Consider the following 16,693-nt stretch of genomic DNA (forward strand, 5'->3'; position numbering starts at 1 on the left):
GGAAAGCCCAGCGTCCCTCTCGGCTGCCGACAGTGGAACGAGCAACCGGTTCGGATCCGCGGCTAAAATATTTTTTAGCTAACATATATCCTCGCCCCGCACCGACTCCCTGTCGATGACGCCGCCAGACTTCGGCCCCGCGAGCGGGGCGTTGCACGAACTGACCGACGACTACGGAGAAGCCGACCGGACGGCCGACGTCGATGCGCCGACGTTCGACACCGGGACGACCATCGTTGCCGTCGCCGCCGACGACGGCGTCGTGATGGCCGCAGACCAGCGGATGAGCCTCGGCGGGCGGTTCACGGCCAACAAGAACGTCAGGAAGCTCTCTCGCGTACACCCCCGTGCGGCACTGGCGATATCGGGGTCGGTCGGGCCCGCGCAGGACGCGATCCGGTCGATCCGGGCGGAGGCGAGCCTCTACCAATCCCGACGGGGCGAACCCATGACCATGCAGGCGCTCTCCCGGACTGCCGGACACGTCCTCCGTGGCCTCCCGGTCGCGCCGATCCTGGGTGGCGTCGACGACACCGGCGGGCACGTCTACGAACTCGACGGCGGCGGGAGCGTGATGGAAGACGCCTACGCCGCGGGCGGGAGCGGGATGCAGGTCGCCTACGGCGTGCTCGAAGGGCGGTTCGACCCCGACGCGACCCGGTCGGAGGCGACCGAGACGGCCGTCGCCGCGGTCGAGGCCGCGAGCGCGCGCGACACCGCCAGCGGGAACGGCGTGACGGTCGCGAGGATTTCGGTCGACGGCGTCGAAATCGAAGCGCTCGACGGGGCCGCGGAGTCGGGCGGCGAACGTGGAGAGACCGACGACGCGGGGGAGGTGGCCTGATGCAGTCGAACGACCAGCGGGCCTACGACCGCGGGGTGACGGTATTCTCGCCCGACGGCCGCCTCTACCAGGTCGAGTACGCGCGCGAAGCGGTCAAACGCGGGAGCCCGGCGGTGGGCGTGGCGACCGAGGACGCCGTGGTCTTCGCCGCCCACGGGCGGCCCCGATCACCGCTGATGGAACCCGACAGCATCGAGAAGGTCCACGACGTCGACGGCCGTCTCGGGGTCGCGACGGCGGGTCACGTCGCCGACGCGCGCCGACTCGTCGACTACGGTCGGCAGTTCGCCGAGCGCGAGCGGTTGCGCTACGGCGAGCCGCCGGCGGTCGAACCCGTCGCGAAGGCCGTCGCCGACCAGATCCAGGAGTCGACGCAGACCGGCGGAACGCGGCCGTTCGGGGCGGCGCTGCTCGTCGGCGGCGTGATGGAATCGGATCCTCGGCTCTACGAGATCGATCCGTCCGGGACGCCGACGGAGTGGCGAGCGACGGCGGTCGGCGACGGGAGCGAGGCCATCCGGAGCCACCTCGAAGCCGAGTACGCGGCGGAATCGGACGCCGACGCCGGTGTCTCGCTCGCGCTCGCAGCGCTGGACGAGGGGACCGACGACGGGCTGAGCGCCCGGGAGATCGACGTCGCGGTGCTCGACGACGACGGCTTCGAACCGTTCGACCGCGGTCGGCGGGCGAGTGCGCTCGACGACGCAGGGCTCTCGGCGGCGTCCTGAGGTCGAACCAGTCGGTTCAGGCGGAGGCTTCGCCCGTTCCGCCCTCTTCGCCCCGGGTGCGCTCTCCGGCCCGCGACCGGTCGGATCCTGACTCGGCGTCCGCGTCCCCGAGATCTGCCGATTCTGTCGTTCTCGCGGATCCGTCCGAGTCGTCGCCACCAGCGCGACGGTGGTCGACGACGCGTCCGTCGCCGGCCACGTAGCAGATCAGGTCGTCGCCGTCGAGTCGAACGCTGACGACTACGCACCAGGGGTCGCGGGAGACGACGCGTTCGCGCCACTCGCTGCCCACGTTCCAGATGGGTCGGTCACGCACGTCTCGGTCGTGGTCGTGATAGAAGGAGACGACCGCCGGGTGGTCCAGCAGCGTGAGCGCGACGGGACAGCGCAGTGCAGCGCCGCAGGACTCGCACTCGAAGGCGGTCTGCACCGGGACGGGTTCCTCGTCGCCGTGAGTCGCCCGGTCGTCGACGGAAGCCGCTTCGATCCCCGTCGAGACGGCTCCGGCACACGCCGGACAGACCCCATCACCGAACGAGTCGATGCGCCTGCGGTGGTGGGCGTCGAGCGCGTCCGGCAGATCCTCGGCGTCGCGGCTCGCGTAACCGCTCGGAGGGAGCGACAGCCGCAGTAGCGGCGACTCGCAGTGCTCACACGTGATCGCCGTGACGTTGTCGGCGACGGTCGCGGCGAGGGACGCCTCGCCGCAGAACGGGCAGTCGTCGTCTAGTTCGATGGGGTCGCGGTCGACGCTTCGGGTGAGGGTCCCCGCTTCGAGGGCCCGTGCGACCGAGCGACCGGCATCGGTCAACTCGTATCGCTCGTCGTCGCGCTGGCGGACGAATCGGTCGGTGAGTTGCCGGAGGTGGTAGGCGAAGCCGGCGGAGGTGTCCTCGTCGGTCGCGTCGAACAGCGCCGAGAACGTCCGCGGCGAGTCGTCGGCGAGCGACCGAACGACGGCGAGGCGCGTCTCGCTGCCGAGCGCGCCGAACGCGTCGCTCGGATCCGGCGCGTCCGCGTCGGTCGGCGGCACCGACTCGTCCGCTCGCCCCTCGGTGGATCCGACGGCGTCCCGGCGCTCGGCGGTCATATCGTGTGACTGCGTGCCACGGGCGTTTGAACCTGTCGTCCGCGACGGCTCCTGCCGGTTCGGGCGGTCTCGCGGGTCGGTGACCGGGTGTGCAGAAACCCTGGAACGGGCACCGGCCTTATTACCGCCGGGCCGAAAGAGTCGGTATGCTCGCGGACGAGTTCGGTCGGGAAGTGAGCGGCGTGCGGGTCTCGCTGACCGACCGGTGCAACTTCGATTGCGTCTACTGCCACAACGAGGGGCTGGGCGACACGCGCGGCCCTATGGCGCCCCGCGAGCACGAGATGGGGACCGACGACGTGGTCCGGTTCCTGGAGGTCGTCTCCGAGTTCGGCGTCGACTCGGTGAAGTTCACCGGCGGCGAACCGCTCCTGCGAGAGGACATCGAGGAGATCGTCCGTCGCACGCCCGAGGGCATGGAGGTGTCGCTCACCACGAACGGGACGATGTTACCCGGTCGCGCCGAGGCCCTCGTGGACGCGGGCCTCGAACGCGTGAACGTCTCCCAGGACGCGCTGGACCGGGAGACGTTCAAACAGGTGACCCAGGCCGGCGCGTACGACGCCGTGATGGACGGCGTCGACGCCGCGCTGGACGCGGGGCTGGCGCCGGTCAAGCTCAACATGGTCGTCTTCGAGCAGACGGCCGGCTACGTCCCCGAGATGGTCGAGCACGTCGCCGAGAACGAGGGACTCCGTCTCCAGCTCATCGAGTACATGCCGGAGATCGCCGGCCACCCCGAGTGGGCCATCGACATCCAGCGCGTCCACGACTGGCTCGCGGAGCAGGCCGACCACGTCGAGCGTCGCGAGATGCACGACCGCAGGCGCTACTGGGTGAGTCCGGAGGGCGAAACGCCGACGGACCCCACCGACGAGTCCCAGGCGGGCATGGTCGAGATCGTCGACCCGGTGGAGAACCCTACCTTCTGCGCCAACTGCCATCGCGTGCGCGTGACACACGAAGGGTACCTCAAGGGCTGTCTGAACCGCCACGACGACCTCCGCCCGATGGGCGAGATGACGCGCCCGGAGATCCGCGAGGCGTTCCGGGAGACAGTCGCCGAGCGCGTCCCCTTCTACGGCGAGTACATGGTCGAGGAAGACGGCGAGTGGGTCGTGAACGAGGCGTATCTGGACGAGTCCACCGACGCCGCCGTCTCGGACGGGGACGACGGTGAGATCGACCCGGCCGCCGACGAGACGACCGTCCAGAGCGACGACTGACCCGTCCCGGTCTCGGAGTCGACTCCTGGTTGCCGCGTGCAAAACCCTCAACTGCGCAAGTCCCGTCGATCCACCGTGAGCACGTACCAGCCAGCGTCGTGTAACATCGGCCCGCGACAGCGCAAGCGTCGCCTCGTCGTCGCGGCCACTGCCTTCGGTGCTGCAGCCGGGTACGCGGGTGCGGTCGCTGGCGGCTATCTCCCGGAACCGCTGCTCGTCGGCGTGTTCGTCCCGCTCGCAGTCGGCTTCGAGTGGGTCATCCAGGCATCGACCGGTTTCTGCGTCCGTCTCGCGCTACTCAACCGGTACGACTTCAGGGCGACCGGCGGCGAGGGGACCGGGACCGTGTCCGACGCCGGTCACCGCAGAGCGGACTACGAGTACGCGGCGAAGATCACTGTCGCGGCAGCCGCCCTCGCGGGTCTGACCACGGCGTTGGCGTGGGCGCTGGTCTGACCGTCGATTCACCGGTGTGACCCGTCGGTTCTGCGTCCCGTGTCCCGAGCGGTCAGTGACGGGGCCGCTGGTCAGTAGTCGGTGACGCCTCTCGCGTCCAGGTACTGCCGAGTCGGACCGCCGACGACCGCGTCCGCCGCCTGGAGGTCCTCGACGGTGCGAGAGCCGGTGACGAACATCGCCGTCTCCAGTTCCACGACGAGGTCCTCGGCGACCTCGACGACGGCCTCGGTCCCCCGTCCGGCGGGCGCGAGGAACGGCTTGGCCAGCCCCCCCGCGGTGGCGCCGAGCGCGACGGCCTTCGCCACGTCGAGCCCCGAGCGGACGCCGCCGCTGGCGACGACGGTGTCGTGGACGTCGAGGCACTCCAGGGTGCTCGCGACCGTCGGGATGCCCCACTGGCGGAACCGCTCGCCGAGGCGTTCTCCCCGCCGTTCGTCGCGGGCGGCGGCGCGGTACGCTTCGACGCCGGACCACGTCGTGCCGCCCTTCCCCGCCACGTCGATGGCGTCGACGCCGGCGGCTGCGAGTCGCCGGGCGGTCCCCCGGGAGAACCCGTTGCCGGTCTCCTTGACGATCACGGGGACCGACAGTCCGTCGCACACGCGCTCGATGGCGTCGAGACAGCCGCGGGCGTCGACGTCGCCCTCGGGCTGGACGGCCTCCTGGAGGAAGTTGCAGTGGATGGCGACGGCGTCGGCGTCGATCATCTCGACCGCGCGCTCGACGCCCGCGACCCCGTACTCCTCTAGCTGGGCGGCGCCGATGTTCCCGTAGACGAAGGCGGTTGGTGCGGCCTCCCGAACCACGGAGTAGGACTCGACGGTGTCCTCGTCTTCGAGTCCGGCGCGCTGGCTGCCGACGCCCATCGCGATGCCGACCTCCTCGGCGGCCGCGGCGAGCGCGCGGTTGATCGCCGTGGTGTTCGGATGGCCGCCGGTCATGCTCTCGATGACCACCGGCGCCGCGAGTTCGCGGCCGAGGAAGTCGACGCTGGGGTCGACCTCGTCGCGATGGATCTCCGGCAGCGCCTCGTGGACGAGCGAGACGTCCGCGAAACCCGTTCCCGGTTCCTCCACGTCCTCTTCGTTCACGATCCTGACGTGGTCGTCCTTCCTGTCGACCGTCTCGTCCGATCCCGTCATCTGTTGCCCGCAGTTCCCCCGGCCACGTCTTACAACTACCTCTTCCCGGCGAGGAACGTGGGCCCGGCGGATCAGGGCCGGCGGAACGTGTAGGAGACGTGTGGACTGTCCGCGTCAGAATCCGGTTCCGCGTCGGTCTCGACGCGGAGTTCGCCGGCGTCGTGGTCGAACACGAGGCGATCCGACGACCCGGAGAACGCGTGGAGTGGCATGCCGGTCTCGACCCGCCCGTCCGGTCGGACGGTGACGTGTGTGGTGCCGCGGAAGTCGGCGACCAGCGATCCGTCTTCGCGCTCGGAAACCGCGGCGGCGCCGGCGAAGCGCTCGAGGTTCTGTCGGACCGACTCGCGGTCGGCCGGGTCGACGAGTGCGGGGTCTTCGGCCATATCCGCATTTCGGGCCGGACGGACTAAGCGGTGGCGTCGACCCCGTGGCACGTCGGCCTGCGTGACCCCCTGGTGAGGTCGACGGCTGTCCGAGTCCGTGCCACCTGATGGGGTCGAAGGCTGTCCGATTCCGTGCCACGGAGTCCCGCGTGGGGACCACTTCGTGACGTTTAAATAGGGCCCAGTAGGTAATTCAGGTACGCTCGTGCAGGGGCGCCGGGTCCCGAGTCCCACGCGACGGATCGTGTGAGGGCGGTAGTATACAACAGCACGCGGCAAGTGCGTGTCGTGGTAGCCAAGCCTGGCCCAAGGCGCAGGGTTGCTAACTCTGTGGCGTACAGCCTCCGGGGTTCGAATCCCCGCCACGACGCTCACACTCGAATCACAGACACATGAGTGCAGAAGACCAAGACCCGGACGAAGCGGAAGACGAAGAGGATATCCGCTACTTCGTCCGAATCGGCCAGACCGACCTCGACGGCACGAAGTCCGTCGAGCGGTCGCTCACCGACATGAACGGCATCGGCCATCGCGCGGCCCGCATCATCGCCGAGGAGGCCGGCATCGACCGCCGCGCCGTCTTCGGGAAACTCGACGAGGAGGACATCGACGAGATCGTCGCCCTCGTGGAAGGCTTCGCCGAGGAGGCGCCCGAGTGGCTCTCGAACCACCGGAACGACTTCTTCGCGGGCGAGACCACCCACGAGACCGGCAACGACCTCGACCTCACCCGCCGACAGGACATCAACCGCATGAAGATGATCGACTCCTACAAGGGAGCCCGACACAAGCGCGGACAGAAGGTCCGCGGTCAGCGCACGAAGTCCACCGGTCGGTCCGAGGGGACCATCGGCGTCAACGTCGAGGCGATCAAGGAAGAGCAGGCAGAAGCCGCCGAAGCAGAGGGGGATGAGGAGTAATGGCGCTCGGTAGCAACACCAAGTTCTACGAGACGCCCAACCACCCCTACCAGGGCGAGCGCATCAGCGAGGAGTCCGGCCTCGTCGGCCAGTACGGACTCAAGAACAAAGAAGAGCTCTGGCGCGCCCAGTCCGAACTGCGCGCGTACCGCCGCGAGGCGCGGAAGCTCCTCGGCCAGACCGGCACCGCCGGCGCGGCCAAGGAGACCGAGGAGTTCCTCGCGCGCCTCAAGCGGATCGGCGTCCTCGACGAGACCGACTCGCTGGACGACATCCTGTCGCTCGACGTGACGGACATCCTCGAACGGCGACTCCAGACGGTCGTCTACCGGAAGGGGCTGGCCAACACGACGCGCCAGGCCCGCCAGTTCGTCAGTCACGGACACGTGACGGTCGAGGGGCAGCGCGTCACCCGTCCGTCGAAGAAGATCACCGTCGACGAGCAGGGCGCCGTCGAGTTCGACGCGAACAGCCCGCTGACGGACGAACTCCACCCCGAACGCGCGGAGGAGCAATAACATGAGCGAGACCCAGGACGACAAGTGGGGCGTCGCCCACGTGCACGCATCGTTCAACAACACGATCATCACGATCACCGACGAGACGGGCGCCGAGACGCTCGCGAAGTCCTCGGGCGGGACGGTCGTCAAGCAGAACCGCGACGAGGCGTCGCCCTACGCCGCCATGCAGATGGCGGAGGTCGTCGCCGAGGAAGTCCAGGCACAGGGCGTCGAGGGCGTTCACGTCCGCGTGCGCGGTCCCGGTGGAAACCAGCAGACCAACCCCGGACCGGGCGCGCAGGCGACCATCCGAGCGCTGGCGCGAGCCGGCCTCGAGATCGGTCGCATCGAGGACGTCACCCCGATCCCGCACGACGGCACCCGCGGTCCCAAGAACGCAGGATTCTAACGATGCAGGACTACGAGGTCGAGTTCGTCGAACGCGGCGACCGGGACGCGCGATTCCTGGTGCGGGGGATCACCCCCGCGTTCGCCAACGGCATCCGCCGCGCGATGATCGCGGACGTGCCGACGTTCTCCATCGACCAGCTGCGCGTCGTGGAGAACTCCAGCGTCATGTTCGACGAGCAGATCGGACTCCGACTCGGGCTGGTGCCGCTGACCACGCCCGAAGGCGAGTTCGAGATCGGTGACGAGGTGACGCTCGCACTGGACGTCGAGGGACCGAGTCGCGAGGAGGCCACCGAGACGGTGACCGCCTACTCGGGCGACATCGTCAGCAGCGACGAGATGGTCCAGCCCGCCGACGACAACATCCCGATCATCGACCTCAAGGCCGGCCAGCGGCTCGAAGTCGAGGCCGACGCGGTGCTCGACCACGGCCGCGAGCACGCCAAACACCAGGGCGGCGTGGCCGTCGGCTACCGGCACCTGCAGCGGGTCAACGTGATCGGTGAGAAAGGCGAGTTCGCCGACGACGACCCCCACATCCTGCGCGGGGTCATCGAGGAAGACGGCGAGCTGATCCCGACCGACGAGTTCGACAACGACCTGACCCAGCGATACCCCGGCAAGGAGCTGGAGGTCGAGGACGTTCCCAACGCCTTCGTCTTCAGCGTCGAGACGGACGGATCGCTGACGGTCGACGAGCTGGTCACCCGCGCGATCGACTCGCTGCGGGACCGCGCGGACGAACTGCGCGAATCGGTGCAACTGTAACGATGAACGACACCCCTCAGACCCACGACGCTCGCACACCGTCGCCGGAGTGCTCCGGCGGCCGCGAGCGTCCCGCTCGTCCGGCTGCAAACGCGCGGACGGAAGGTCGATCCGGGGCCCGGATCGAAAGCGGTTTGAGGGGGCCGACGAAACAACGAATCGCGAGCAGGGATAGCCAAGTCAGGCCAACGGCGCAGCGTTCAGGGCGCTGTCCCGTAGGGGTCCGCAGGTTCAAATCCTGCTCCCTGCACTTTTCTAGGAGAAACGTATGAGCAAGAGCAATCCGAGACTCAGTAGCCTCATCGCTGACCTCAAGGCGACCGCCCGCAACTCGGGCGGCGACGTCTGGGGCGACGTGGCCGAGCGCTTAGAGAGTCCGCGGCGCACCCACGCCGAAGTCAACCTGGGTCGCATCGAGCGATACGCCCAGGAGGACGAGACCGTGGTCGTGCCCGGCAAGGTGCTCGGCAGTGGCGTCCTGCAGAAGGACGTTACCGTCGCGGCAGTCGACTTCTCCGGGACCGCCCGGACGAAGATCGACCAGGTCGGCGAGGCGGCAACGCTAGAACAGGCACTCGAAGACAATCCAGACGGTTCCGACGTGCGGGTGATCCGATGAGCCTCGCCGAGTTCGAGGCCGACGTGGTCGTCGACGCGCGAGACTGCATCCTCGGTCGCGTCGCCTCGCAGGTCGCCGAACGAGCGATGGACGGCGAGCGCGTGGCGGTCGTCAACGCCGAGCGCGCGGTCATCACCGGCAGCGAAGACGACGTCATCGGGACGTTCGAGACGCGCCGACAGCTCGGTTCGGACCGCGGTCCGGCCTACCCGAAGCGCCCCGACGGCATCCTGAAGCGGTCCATCCGCGGCATGGTGCCCTACAAGACCACGCGCGGTCGCGAGGCCTTCGAGAACGTCCGCGTCTACATGGGTAACCCCTACGACGAGGACGGCGAGGTGCTGGAAGGCACGTCGCTGGACCGACTCTCGAACATCAAGTTCGTCTCGCTCGGCGACGTGAGCGAGGCGCTGGGAGCGAACAAAACATGGTAACGAACACCTCAGGCAAGAAGAAGACGGCCGTGGCCCGCGCGACGGTTCGCGAGGGCGAGGGCCGCGTGCGTATCAACGCACAGCCAGTCGAGTTGACCGAGCCGGAGCTGGCGCAGCTGAAGATGCTCGAACCGTTCCGCCTGGCAGACGACGAGCTCCGCGACGGCGTCGACATCGAGGTGGACGTCCAGGGCGGCGGCGTCATGGGGCAGGCCGACGCGGCCCGCACCGCGATCGCCCGCGGCCTCGTCCAGCACACCAACGACGCCGAACTCCGCGACGCGTTCATGGAGTTCGACCGGTCGCTGCTGGTCAACGACGTTCGCCAGAGCGAGTCCAAGAAATGGGGCGGTCCCGGTGCACGGGCCCGCTACCAGAAGTCCTACAGGTGATCTCGCCATGATGGTCCCGGTCCGGTGTTTCACGTGTGGTAACGTCGTCGGCGAGTACTGGGAGGAGTTCAAGGCTCGCACCCAGGAAGACGGCGAGGACCCCGAGAAGGTCCTCGACGAGCTGGGCGTCGAGCGCCACTGCTGCCGGCGGATGCTCGTCTCGCACAAGGACCTGGTCGACATCGTCGCACCCTATCAATGAGTCAGTCGTACAACCGCTACGAGAAAGCACGCATCATCGGCGCGCGAGCGCTGCAGGTGGCCTACGGGGCGCCGGTCCTCGTCGACAGCGAGCAGACCCAGCCCATCCTGATCGCCGCCGAGGAGTACGACTCCGGCGTGCTCCCGTTCACGGTCCGGCGGGGTGAAGACGCGTGACGCTCGTCACCGACGTCCGCCTGCGCCGCGTGCTCGACTCGCGGGGCAACCCGACGGTCGAGGCCGACGTGCTGACCGAGGAGGGCGGCTTCGGCCGCGCGGCCGCACCGAGCGGCGCCTCCACGGGCGAGTACGAGGCCATCGAACTGCCGGCGAGCGAGGCGATCGCGAAGGCCCGCGAGGACGCGGTTCCCCGACTCGTCGGGGAGGTCCACGCGGGCAACCAGCGCGAGGTCGACGCCGCGCTGCACGCGGCCGACGGCACCGACGACTTCTCGTCGATCGGCGCCAACAGCGCGGTCGCCATCTCGATGGCGGCGGCGAAGGCCGGTGCCAGCGTGGCCGGGATGCCGCTGTACCAGCATCTCGGCGGTACGTTCCGCGGTAACTCCTTCCCGGTCCCGCTCGGGAACGTCATCGGCGGCGGCGAACACGCCGCGGACGCGACGGACATCCAGGAGTTCCTGTCGGCGCCCGTCGGCGCGCCCTCCGTCACAGAGGCCATCTTCGCCAACGCGGCGGTCCACCAGAAGGTCCACGACATCCTCGTCGACCGCGACGTCCCGAGCGGCAAGGGCGACGAGGGCGCGTGGGCGCCGTCCATCGACGACTCGGAAGCGTTCGAGATCATGGACGAGGCGACCGGCGCGGTCGCCGACGAGGTCGGCTTCGAGATCCGTTTCGGCCTCGACGTGGCCGCGGCGGAGATGTACGACGACGAGGAGGGCGGGTACGTCTACTCCGACCGCGTGCGCTCCACCGACGAGCAGGTCGAGTACATCGCCGACCTCGTGGCCGAGTACGACCTCAAGTACGTCGAGGACCCGCTCGACGAGGACGACTACGAGGGGTTCGCCGACCTCACCGAGCAGGTCGGCGACCGGACGCTGGTCTGTGGCGACGACCTGTTCGTGACCAACACCGGCCGGCTGGGTGACGGCATCCAGCAGGGCGCGGCCAACAGCATCCTGATCAAGCCGAACCAGATCGGGACGCTGTCGGACGCGTTCGACGCCATCGAACTGGCGGTCGAGAACGCCTACGGCCACGTGGTCTCCCACCGCAGCGGCGAGACGGAGGACACCACGATCGCACACCTCGCCGTCGCGACCGACGCCCCGTTCATCAAGACGGGCGCGGTCGGCGGCGAGCGCACCGCAAAGCTGAACGAACTCATCCGAATCGAGGACAACGCAGTATGAGCGGAAACGAAAACGAAGGCCTCGACGCCGCCGAATCAGACGTCGACCCGGACGTCGACGACGAGGAAGCGGCCACCGAGGCAGAGACTGAGGAATCGGCCGCTGGGGCCGACGACGTGGCCGAGGAAGTCGAAGACGAGGCGGCCGACGAGGCCGACGAGGGGCCGGCCCTCGACGAGGACGTCATGCCCGACGACGAGGCAGACCTCCTCATCCCCGTCGAGGACTACCTCGCGGCAGGCGTCCACATCGGTACCCAGCAGAAAACCAAGGACATGGAGCGGTTCATCCACCGCGTCCGAACGGACGGGCTGTACGTGCTCGACGTGAGCATGACGGACACCCGCATCCGGACGGCCGCGGACTTCCTGGCCAACTACGACCCCGAGCAGATCCTCGTGGCGTCGTCGCGCCAGTACGGTCGCTTCCCGGCAGAGAAGTTCGCCGACGCCGTGGGCGCCCGCGCCCGCACCGGCCGCTTCATCCCGGGCACGCTGACCAACCCCGACTACGAGGGCTACATCGAACCGGACGTCGTGGTCGTCACCGACCCCATCGGCGACGCCCAGGCCGTCAAGGAGGCCATCACCGTCGGCATCCCGGTCATCGCGATGTGCGACTCCAACAACCAGACGTCCAACGTGGACCTGGTCGTCCCGACGAACAACAAGGGGCGCAAGGCCCTGTCGGTCGTCTACTGGCTGCTGGCCAACGAGACGCTGGACCGGCGCGGCGCCGAACCGGCCTACTCGCTCGACGACTTCGAGACCGAGATTTAAGCGCTCGTTTTTCCGGATTTCCGGCTTCGCTCACCGCGTCTGCCGAGCGGCCGCGCAAGCTATTACCGGCCACAGTCCCGAGGGCGGGGTATGGTCAGCCGTGACAGCGCGGCGTTCGGGTGGGCCGCGACGGCGGCAGTGTGGCTGCTCGGGATCGTCGCGGTCGCCCCGCTCGTGGGCGGGCATCCGCTCACGGTCGCCGCGCAGGTGGTGATCGAGGCGTCGCCGGGCGCGGTCGCGACGGCCGCCATCGAGATGCTCGGGTCGATGGCCCAGCCGGCGCTGATGGCCGGGATCGCAATCGCCGCGGTCGCCGGCGCGGCCGGGATCGCCGCCTTCGCCGAGGGCTACGGGACGACCCGCCGCCAGCAGCGACTGCTCGTCCGTGGGGTGGCAATCGTCGTCGTCGTGCTCACGGCGGCGGGCTTTCGCGCGGCGGGCGACGGGGTCTTCTGGCGGTGGACGCTCGCGACGGCGCTCGCGCTCGCGGGGCCAGCGGTACTCCGGGTCCTCGGCGACGACCGTCGACCGACGGTGGGACGACGCCGGACGCTCCGGAACCTCGGCGGTGCGGCGGGCGTCGCGATCGGCGGCGGACTCGTGGCACGATCGATAGGGGCCAGCGGCTCGGGCGGGGGCCCGGACCCGGGTGACTCACTCGACCCGGTCGCCGAGAAGCGAGACCGGGGAACGACGACGCCGGATTCGGGCTCGACGGCGACGCCCGTGGCCGACCGGAACGCAGTCGAGAACCGCCGGGAGACCGAGAACGTGGTGGTCTCGGTGGCAGACACCGACGCCGACTTCGGCTACGACTTCACCGGGATGCCGGCGGCGGTCGGGTCCGCGGACGACCACTACGTCGTCGACAAGGCTGTCTCGAATCCGAACGTCGACGCCGAGCGGTGGTCCCTGTCGGTCCGCGGCGCCGTCGCGGAGCCGTTCGAACTCGACTTCCCGGCCCTCCTCGATCACCCCGAATCCCGCGACATGACCGTCACGACGGCCTGTATCTCCAACGACGTCGGCGGAGACCTCATCAGCACCGTCGAGTGGCGGGCCGTGCCGGTTCGTGCGCTGCTGGAGGAAGCGGGCGTCGCCGACGGCGCCGTCGACGTGGTGACGCGGGCGGCAGACGGCTACACCGAGGCGCTCCCGTGGGAGGTCGTCAGCGAGCGCGACGACGTGGTCCTCGCCGTCGGGATGGACGGGCGGACGTTGCCGAACGAACACGGCTTCCCGGCGCGTCTGCTGATCCCGGGCCGGTACGGCATGAAGTCGACCAAGTGGGTCGAGACGATCGAGGTCAGCGCGGGGGAGCACGAGGCCTACTGGGAGGCCCGCGGCTGGGACGAGGAGGCGGTCGTCAACACGCTCTCGTCCGTCCGCGCGGTCCAGCGCCGCGGCGACCGCGTCGGGGTGGGCGGCGTGGCCTACGCCGGGCGGCGCGGGGTCGACCGCGTCGAGGTGAGCCTCGACGGCGGCGACTCGTGGGCGGACGCGACGCTCGAAGCCCCGCCTTCCCCCCACGCCTGGCGGCGCTTCCGGCTGGTCACCAAGGCACCCGACGCCGGACCGAAGGACGTGGTCGTCCGGGCGACCGACGGCGAGGGGAACCGTCAGACCCGCGAGGAGACGGGCGCCCACCCCGGCGGCTCGACGGGGTGGCACGGCGTGACCGTCTCGCTGTGACGGGTCGCCGGCGACCCGGGCGCGATACCTGTCGTCGAGAGTATCAGTTTTAAGCCCCCACTGGGTGAACGACCGGGCATGGAAGAAGGCAACACCTACCTCAACGCGCTCGTCGGCGCGGTGGTCTCGGCCGTCGCGAGCTCGTTCATCCCGTTCGCACCGGTACTGGGCGGGGCGCTCGCCGGCTACTTCGAGGGCGGCACCCGCTCTGACGGCGTGAAAGTCGGCGCCATCTCCGGCGCTATCGCGCTCATCCCGGTGGTCGGCATCATGTTCCTGATCCTCAGCTTCATCGGCTTCGTCTCCGTCGGGAGCGGCGAGGGCGTGCTCCCGTTCGCCTTCGGCGGGGTCATCGTGGTGTTCGTCTTCGTGGCACTGTTCGTCTACACCGTCGGGCTGAGCGCGCTCGGCGGCTGGATCGGCAACTACGTCAAGTACGACACCGACATCGACATCTGATCGATGGCGACCGGTCGGGGCGACAGCGACGAGCGACCCGCCCCCGAGACTCCCGAAACTACCGTCGACAGCGGCCGTCGCGGCCCGCTGGTGGACGCTGGCTACGGTGCCCTCCTCACTCTCACGCTCTCCGTGGTCCCGTTCTCCCCGGTAGCCGGCGGTGCGGCGGCGGCCTTCCGCGGCGAGACCGGGTACCCGGGTGGGGTCGGCCTGGGGCTGCTCGCCGGCGTCTTCGCGGCGCTCCCGCTCGCGCTGGTGCTGGTGCCCGCGCTCCGCATCGTCGCGGGGCTCGGCGTCGGCATCCCGCCGTCGTCGCCCGCCTACGGTCTCTTTCTCGGGATCGTCGCGGCGCTGTTCCTGGTGTACACGGTCGGGCTGTCGGCCGCCGGTGGGCTGGTCGGCGTCTGGGTGCGTCGACACACCGACAGGAGCCTCGACCCGACCCACTGGCTGTAGTCGCGGGCGTTCGGAAACCCCTAACTCCCCGCGGGTGCGAGAGGCGGCCATGGTTACCGCGAGCGCGCCCGGGAAGGTCTACCTCTTCGGGGAGCACGCAGTGGTGTACGGCGAGCCGGCGGTGCCCTGTGCCATCGACCGCCGCGCCCGGGTGACAGTCGAGGAACGCGACGACGACCACCTGCGAGTCCACGCCGAGGACCTGAGTCTCGACGGCTTCACCGTCGAGTACGGCGGGTCGACGGACGCCGACCCCGACGTGAACGTCTCGCAGTCGCTCGTCGAGGCCGCGACGGGGTACGTCGACGCCGCTGTCGAACAGGCCCGCGAGGCCGCCGACGCGCCGCGGACGGGGTTCGACATTACAATCGAGAGCGAGATCCCGCTCGGTGCGGGGCTGGGCTCGTCGGCCGCGGTTACGGCGGCGGGCATCCTCGCCGCGACCCGCGAACTCGGCGTCGACATCTCCGCCGAGGAAGTCGCCGACCGCGCCTACCGGGCCGAACTGGCCGTCCAGGAGGGCAACGCCTCCCGCGCGGACACCTTCTGCTCGGCGACCGGCGGTGCGGTCCGCGTCGAGGGCGACGACTGCCGCTCGCTCGACGCCCCCGAACTCCCGTTCGTCGTCGGGTTCGACGGCGGCGCCGGCGACACGGGCGCGCTCGTCGCGGGCGTCCGCGATCTGAAAGACGAGTACGACTTCGCGGCCGACACCGTGGCGGCCATCGGCGACCTCGTGCGGGCGGGCGAGGAGGCGCTCGCCGCCGGCGACGTCGCGGAACTCGGCGGACTGATGGACTTCAACCACGGGCTGCTCTCGGCGCTCGGCGTCTCCTCTCGGTCGCTGGACTCGATGGTCTGGGCGGCCAGGGACGCGGGCGCGCTCGGCGCGAAGCTCACGGGCGCGGGCGGCGGCGGGTGTGTCGTCGCGCTCGACGACAGCGAGGAGACCGAGACGGCGCTGCGGTACCTCCCCGGCTGCGAGGAGACGTTCCGCGCCGAACTCGACACCGAAGGGGTCAGGGTCGAATGACGACCGTCCTCAAACTCGGCGGCAGCGTCGTCACCGAGAAGGACACGCCCGAGACCGTCGACGAGGACGCGCTCGCCCGGGCGGCGTCGGCAGTCGCCGCCCACGACGGCGACCTGGTCGTCGTCCACGGCGGCGGGAGCTTCGGCCACCACGCCGCCGCCGAGCGCGGCGTCAGTTCGGCGGAGGGGACCCGGTCGGCCGCGGACGCGGTCGCGATCCACGACGCGATGGGCCGGCTCAACGGGGCCGTCCTCGACGCGCTCCAAGGAGCGGGAGTCGAGGCGCTCCCGGTTCGGCCGCTGTCCGTCGCCAGCCGCGACGCCGCGGGCGACCTCTCGCTCCCGACCGGGAGCGTCGCGACGATGCTCGAAGAAGGGTTCACGCCGGTCCTCCACGGCGACGGCGTCGCCCAGTCCGGCGCGGGCGTGACTATCACGAGCGGCGACGACCTCGTCGTCGCGCTCGCACGCGGGCTAGCGGTCGACCGCGTGGGGCTGTGTTCGACGGTGCCCGGCGTCCTCGACGCGTCGGGCGAGGTGATCGACCGGGTCGAGCGCTTTTCGGACGTGGCGGACGCCGTCGGCGAGAGCGACGCGACGGACGTGACCGGCGGGATGGCCGCAAAGGTCGAGAAACTGCTGGCGCTGTCGGCGCCGGCGCACGTCTTCGGCCCGGACGGGCTCTCGGCGTTTCTGGCCGGCGAGTCGCCCGGCACGGTCGTCGCCGGTCGGGAGTGACCCGGTGCCCGGGCGCGGGACGGCGTCGACCGCTGCGG

At 69.9% G+C, this 16,693-nt stretch carries 23 protein-coding genes and 2 tRNA genes; 22 read left to right on the plus strand and 3 right to left on the minus strand.

Annotation, left to right across the window (positions count from 1 at the left end):
- Window positions 1–115: 115 nt before the first annotated feature.
- Together ACMGFE_RS04100 and ACMGFE_RS04105 are read left to right on the plus strand one after the other, a co-directional pair.
- Window positions 116–844, plus strand: a complete 729-nt coding sequence (locus ACMGFE_RS04100) for an Ntn hydrolase family protein (protein ID WP_436923817.1) — start codon at window positions 116–118, stop codon at window positions 842–844.
- Entirely contained in the window at window positions 844–1,572 is a 729-nt protein-coding gene (locus ACMGFE_RS04105; protein ID WP_436923818.1) for an archaeal proteasome endopeptidase complex subunit alpha, read from the plus strand. The genes ACMGFE_RS04100 and ACMGFE_RS04105 overlap by 1 nt, the downstream gene beginning before the upstream one ends.
- 16 nt (window positions 1,573–1,588) lie before the next feature.
- On the opposite strand, the gene ACMGFE_RS04110 is transcribed toward ACMGFE_RS04105, so the two are convergent.
- Complete coding sequence (locus ACMGFE_RS04110; protein WP_436923819.1) at window positions 1,589–2,662, minus strand: ArsR/SmtB family transcription factor; 1,074 nt, start codon at window positions 2,660–2,662, stop codon at window positions 1,589–1,591.
- 146 nt (window positions 2,663–2,808) lie between these two features.
- Here ACMGFE_RS04110 and moaA point away from each other — a divergent pair, with 146 nt between their 5' ends.
- Window positions 2,809–3,888 carry a GTP 3',8-cyclase MoaA gene (moaA, locus tag ACMGFE_RS04115; RefSeq protein WP_436923820.1) on the plus strand — a complete coding sequence of 360 codons (1,080 nt, stop codon included), beginning with the start codon at window positions 2,809–2,811 and terminating at the stop codon, window positions 3,886–3,888.
- Window positions 3,889–3,963: 75 nt separating this feature from the next.
- The gene (locus tag ACMGFE_RS04120) at window positions 3,964–4,344 is read left to right on the plus strand and encodes a hypothetical protein (RefSeq protein WP_436923821.1); all 381 of its coding nucleotides are present in this window, start codon (window positions 3,964–3,966) and stop codon (window positions 4,342–4,344) included.
- 71 nt (window positions 4,345–4,415) lie between these two features.
- Here ACMGFE_RS04120 and fni read toward each other — a convergent pair whose 3' ends face one another.
- Together fni and ACMGFE_RS04130 are read right to left on the minus strand one after the other, a co-directional pair.
- Window positions 4,416–5,489 (minus strand): type 2 isopentenyl-diphosphate Delta-isomerase, encoded by a 1,074-nt coding sequence (gene fni, locus ACMGFE_RS04125; protein ID WP_436923822.1) that lies wholly within the window; start codon window positions 5,487–5,489, stop codon window positions 4,416–4,418.
- Between the two features lie 71 nt (window positions 5,490–5,560).
- Window positions 5,561–5,875: a hypothetical protein gene (locus ACMGFE_RS04130; protein ID WP_436923823.1), complete on the minus strand. Its 315-nt coding sequence runs from the start codon at window positions 5,873–5,875 to the stop codon at window positions 5,561–5,563.
- 285 nt (window positions 5,876–6,160) lie between these two features.
- Here ACMGFE_RS04130 and ACMGFE_RS04135 point away from each other — a divergent pair.
- The 18 genes from ACMGFE_RS04135 to ACMGFE_RS04220 all read left to right on the plus strand — a co-directional run bounded on the left by ACMGFE_RS04135 (window position 6,161) and on the right by ACMGFE_RS04220 (window position 16,655).
- Window positions 6,161–6,245: transfer RNA gene (locus tag ACMGFE_RS04135), tRNA-Ser, on the plus strand.
- Window positions 6,246–6,267: 22 nt separating this feature from the next.
- Window positions 6,268–6,795, plus strand: a complete 528-nt coding sequence (locus ACMGFE_RS04140; protein WP_436923824.1) for a 30S ribosomal protein S13 — start codon at window positions 6,268–6,270, stop codon at window positions 6,793–6,795.
- Complete coding sequence (locus ACMGFE_RS04145; protein WP_436923825.1) at window positions 6,795–7,313, plus strand: 30S ribosomal protein S4; 519 nt, start codon at window positions 6,795–6,797, stop codon at window positions 7,311–7,313. The genes ACMGFE_RS04140 and ACMGFE_RS04145 overlap by 1 nt, the downstream gene beginning before the upstream one ends.
- Window position 7,314: 1 nt before the next feature.
- Window positions 7,315–7,704, plus strand: a complete 390-nt coding sequence (locus tag ACMGFE_RS04150; protein ID WP_274323426.1) for a 30S ribosomal protein S11 — start codon at window positions 7,315–7,317, stop codon at window positions 7,702–7,704.
- 2 nt (window positions 7,705–7,706) lie between these two features.
- On the plus strand, window positions 7,707–8,474 hold the full coding sequence (locus tag ACMGFE_RS04155) for a DNA-directed RNA polymerase subunit D (RefSeq protein ID WP_436923826.1): 768 nt from the start codon (window positions 7,707–7,709) through the stop codon (window positions 8,472–8,474).
- 165 nt (window positions 8,475–8,639) lie between these two features.
- Window positions 8,640–8,724: transfer RNA gene (locus tag ACMGFE_RS04160), tRNA-Leu, on the plus strand.
- 18 nt (window positions 8,725–8,742) lie between these two features.
- Complete coding sequence (locus tag ACMGFE_RS04165) at window positions 8,743–9,093, plus strand: 50S ribosomal protein L18e (protein ID WP_274323428.1); 351 nt, start codon at window positions 8,743–8,745, stop codon at window positions 9,091–9,093.
- Window positions 9,090–9,527: a 50S ribosomal protein L13 gene (locus ACMGFE_RS04170; RefSeq protein ID WP_436923827.1), complete on the plus strand. Its 438-nt coding sequence runs from the start codon at window positions 9,090–9,092 to the stop codon at window positions 9,525–9,527. The genes ACMGFE_RS04165 and ACMGFE_RS04170 overlap by 4 nt, the downstream gene beginning before the upstream one ends.
- A complete protein-coding gene (locus tag ACMGFE_RS04175; protein ID WP_415382663.1) occupies window positions 9,521–9,919 on the plus strand; it encodes a 30S ribosomal protein S9 in 399 nt (132 codons plus the stop codon). The genes ACMGFE_RS04170 and ACMGFE_RS04175 overlap by 7 nt, the downstream gene beginning before the upstream one ends.
- Window positions 9,920–9,926: 7 nt before the next feature.
- Window positions 9,927–10,121: a DNA-directed RNA polymerase subunit N gene (locus ACMGFE_RS04180; protein WP_436923828.1), complete on the plus strand. Its 195-nt coding sequence runs from the start codon at window positions 9,927–9,929 to the stop codon at window positions 10,119–10,121.
- Window positions 10,118–10,297 (plus strand): DNA-directed RNA polymerase subunit K, encoded by a 180-nt coding sequence (locus tag ACMGFE_RS04185; protein ID WP_274323432.1) that lies wholly within the window; start codon window positions 10,118–10,120, stop codon window positions 10,295–10,297. Before ACMGFE_RS04180 ends, ACMGFE_RS04185 begins: the two co-directional genes overlap by 4 nt.
- Window positions 10,294–11,499 carry a phosphopyruvate hydratase gene (gene eno, locus ACMGFE_RS04190; RefSeq protein WP_436923829.1) on the plus strand — a complete coding sequence of 402 codons (1,206 nt, stop codon included), beginning with the start codon at window positions 10,294–10,296 and terminating at the stop codon, window positions 11,497–11,499. Before ACMGFE_RS04185 ends, eno begins: the two co-directional genes overlap by 4 nt.
- A complete protein-coding gene (rpsB, locus tag ACMGFE_RS04195) occupies window positions 11,496–12,278 on the plus strand; it encodes a 30S ribosomal protein S2 (protein WP_436923830.1) in 783 nt (260 codons plus the stop codon). Before eno ends, rpsB begins: the two co-directional genes overlap by 4 nt.
- 90 nt (window positions 12,279–12,368) lie before the next feature.
- A complete protein-coding gene (locus tag ACMGFE_RS04200) occupies window positions 12,369–13,970 on the plus strand; it encodes a molybdopterin-dependent oxidoreductase (protein WP_436923831.1) in 1,602 nt (533 codons plus the stop codon).
- A 78-nt stretch (window positions 13,971–14,048) separates the two neighbouring features.
- Window positions 14,049–14,429 carry a DUF5518 domain-containing protein gene (locus ACMGFE_RS04205; protein WP_436923832.1) on the plus strand — a complete coding sequence of 127 codons (381 nt, stop codon included), beginning with the start codon at window positions 14,049–14,051 and terminating at the stop codon, window positions 14,427–14,429.
- A gap of 3 nt (window positions 14,430–14,432) precedes the next feature.
- Window positions 14,433–14,885 carry a DUF5518 domain-containing protein gene (locus ACMGFE_RS04210; protein ID WP_436923833.1) on the plus strand — a complete coding sequence of 151 codons (453 nt, stop codon included), beginning with the start codon at window positions 14,433–14,435 and terminating at the stop codon, window positions 14,883–14,885.
- Between the two features lie 49 nt (window positions 14,886–14,934).
- Window positions 14,935–15,918: a mevalonate kinase gene (mvk, locus tag ACMGFE_RS04215; protein ID WP_436923834.1), complete on the plus strand. Its 984-nt coding sequence runs from the start codon at window positions 14,935–14,937 to the stop codon at window positions 15,916–15,918.
- The gene (locus ACMGFE_RS04220) at window positions 15,915–16,655 is read left to right on the plus strand and encodes an isopentenyl phosphate kinase (RefSeq protein ID WP_436923835.1); all 741 of its coding nucleotides are present in this window, start codon (window positions 15,915–15,917) and stop codon (window positions 16,653–16,655) included. The genes mvk and ACMGFE_RS04220 overlap by 4 nt, the downstream gene beginning before the upstream one ends.
- Window positions 16,656–16,693: the final 38 nt, after the last annotated feature.

Source organism: Halosimplex amylolyticum (genome assembly GCF_051414035.1).
GTDB lineage: Archaea > Halobacteriota > Halobacteria > Halobacteriales > Haloarculaceae > Halosimplex > Halosimplex amylolyticum.

What these genes read in the sequence shown, in the direction of transcription:
- ACMGFE_RS04200 (WP_436923831.1), top strand. Translation starts at nt 12,369, where the DNA reads ATGGTCAGCCGTGACAGCGCGGCGTTCGGGTGGGCCGCGACGGCGGCA.
- ACMGFE_RS04210 (WP_436923833.1), top strand. Translation starts at nt 14,433, where the DNA reads ATGGCGACCGGTCGGGGCGACAGCGACGAGCGACCCGCCCCCGAGACT.
- ACMGFE_RS04145 (WP_436923825.1), top strand. Translation starts at nt 6,795, where the DNA reads ATGGCGCTCGGTAGCAACACCAAGTTCTACGAGACGCCCAACCACCCC.
- ACMGFE_RS04150 (WP_274323426.1), top strand. Translation starts at nt 7,315, where the DNA reads ATGAGCGAGACCCAGGACGACAAGTGGGGCGTCGCCCACGTGCACGCA.
- ACMGFE_RS04220 (WP_436923835.1), top strand. Translation starts at nt 15,915, where the DNA reads ATGACGACCGTCCTCAAACTCGGCGGCAGCGTCGTCACCGAGAAGGAC.
- ACMGFE_RS04105 (WP_436923818.1), top strand. Translation starts at nt 844, where the DNA reads ATGCAGTCGAACGACCAGCGGGCCTACGACCGCGGGGTGACGGTATTC.
- moaA (WP_436923820.1), top strand. Translation starts at nt 2,809, where the DNA reads ATGCTCGCGGACGAGTTCGGTCGGGAAGTGAGCGGCGTGCGGGTCTCG.
- ACMGFE_RS04180 (WP_436923828.1), top strand. Translation starts at nt 9,927, where the DNA reads ATGATGGTCCCGGTCCGGTGTTTCACGTGTGGTAACGTCGTCGGCGAG.
- ACMGFE_RS04175 (WP_415382663.1), top strand. Translation starts at nt 9,521, where the DNA reads ATGGTAACGAACACCTCAGGCAAGAAGAAGACGGCCGTGGCCCGCGCG.
- mvk (WP_436923834.1), top strand. Translation starts at nt 14,935, where the DNA reads ATGGTTACCGCGAGCGCGCCCGGGAAGGTCTACCTCTTCGGGGAGCAC.
- fni (WP_436923822.1), bottom strand. Translation starts at nt 5,489, where the DNA reads ATGACGGGATCGGACGAGACGGTCGACAGGAAGGACGACCACGTCAGG.
- ACMGFE_RS04165 (WP_274323428.1), top strand. Translation starts at nt 8,743, where the DNA reads ATGAGCAAGAGCAATCCGAGACTCAGTAGCCTCATCGCTGACCTCAAG.
- ACMGFE_RS04155 (WP_436923826.1), top strand. Translation starts at nt 7,707, where the DNA reads ATGCAGGACTACGAGGTCGAGTTCGTCGAACGCGGCGACCGGGACGCG.
- ACMGFE_RS04100 (WP_436923817.1), top strand. Translation starts at nt 116, where the DNA reads ATGACGCCGCCAGACTTCGGCCCCGCGAGCGGGGCGTTGCACGAACTG.
- ACMGFE_RS04140 (WP_436923824.1), top strand. Translation starts at nt 6,268, where the DNA reads ATGAGTGCAGAAGACCAAGACCCGGACGAAGCGGAAGACGAAGAGGAT.
- ACMGFE_RS04110 (WP_436923819.1), bottom strand. Translation starts at nt 2,662, where the DNA reads ATGACCGCCGAGCGCCGGGACGCCGTCGGATCCACCGAGGGGCGAGCG.
- ACMGFE_RS04205 (WP_436923832.1), top strand. Translation starts at nt 14,049, where the DNA reads ATGGAAGAAGGCAACACCTACCTCAACGCGCTCGTCGGCGCGGTGGTC.
- rpsB (WP_436923830.1), top strand. Translation starts at nt 11,496, where the DNA reads ATGAGCGGAAACGAAAACGAAGGCCTCGACGCCGCCGAATCAGACGTC.
- ACMGFE_RS04130 (WP_436923823.1), bottom strand. Translation starts at nt 5,875, where the DNA reads ATGGCCGAAGACCCCGCACTCGTCGACCCGGCCGACCGCGAGTCGGTC.
- ACMGFE_RS04185 (WP_274323432.1), top strand. Translation starts at nt 10,118, where the DNA reads ATGAGTCAGTCGTACAACCGCTACGAGAAAGCACGCATCATCGGCGCG.
- ACMGFE_RS04170 (WP_436923827.1), top strand. Translation starts at nt 9,090, where the DNA reads ATGAGCCTCGCCGAGTTCGAGGCCGACGTGGTCGTCGACGCGCGAGAC.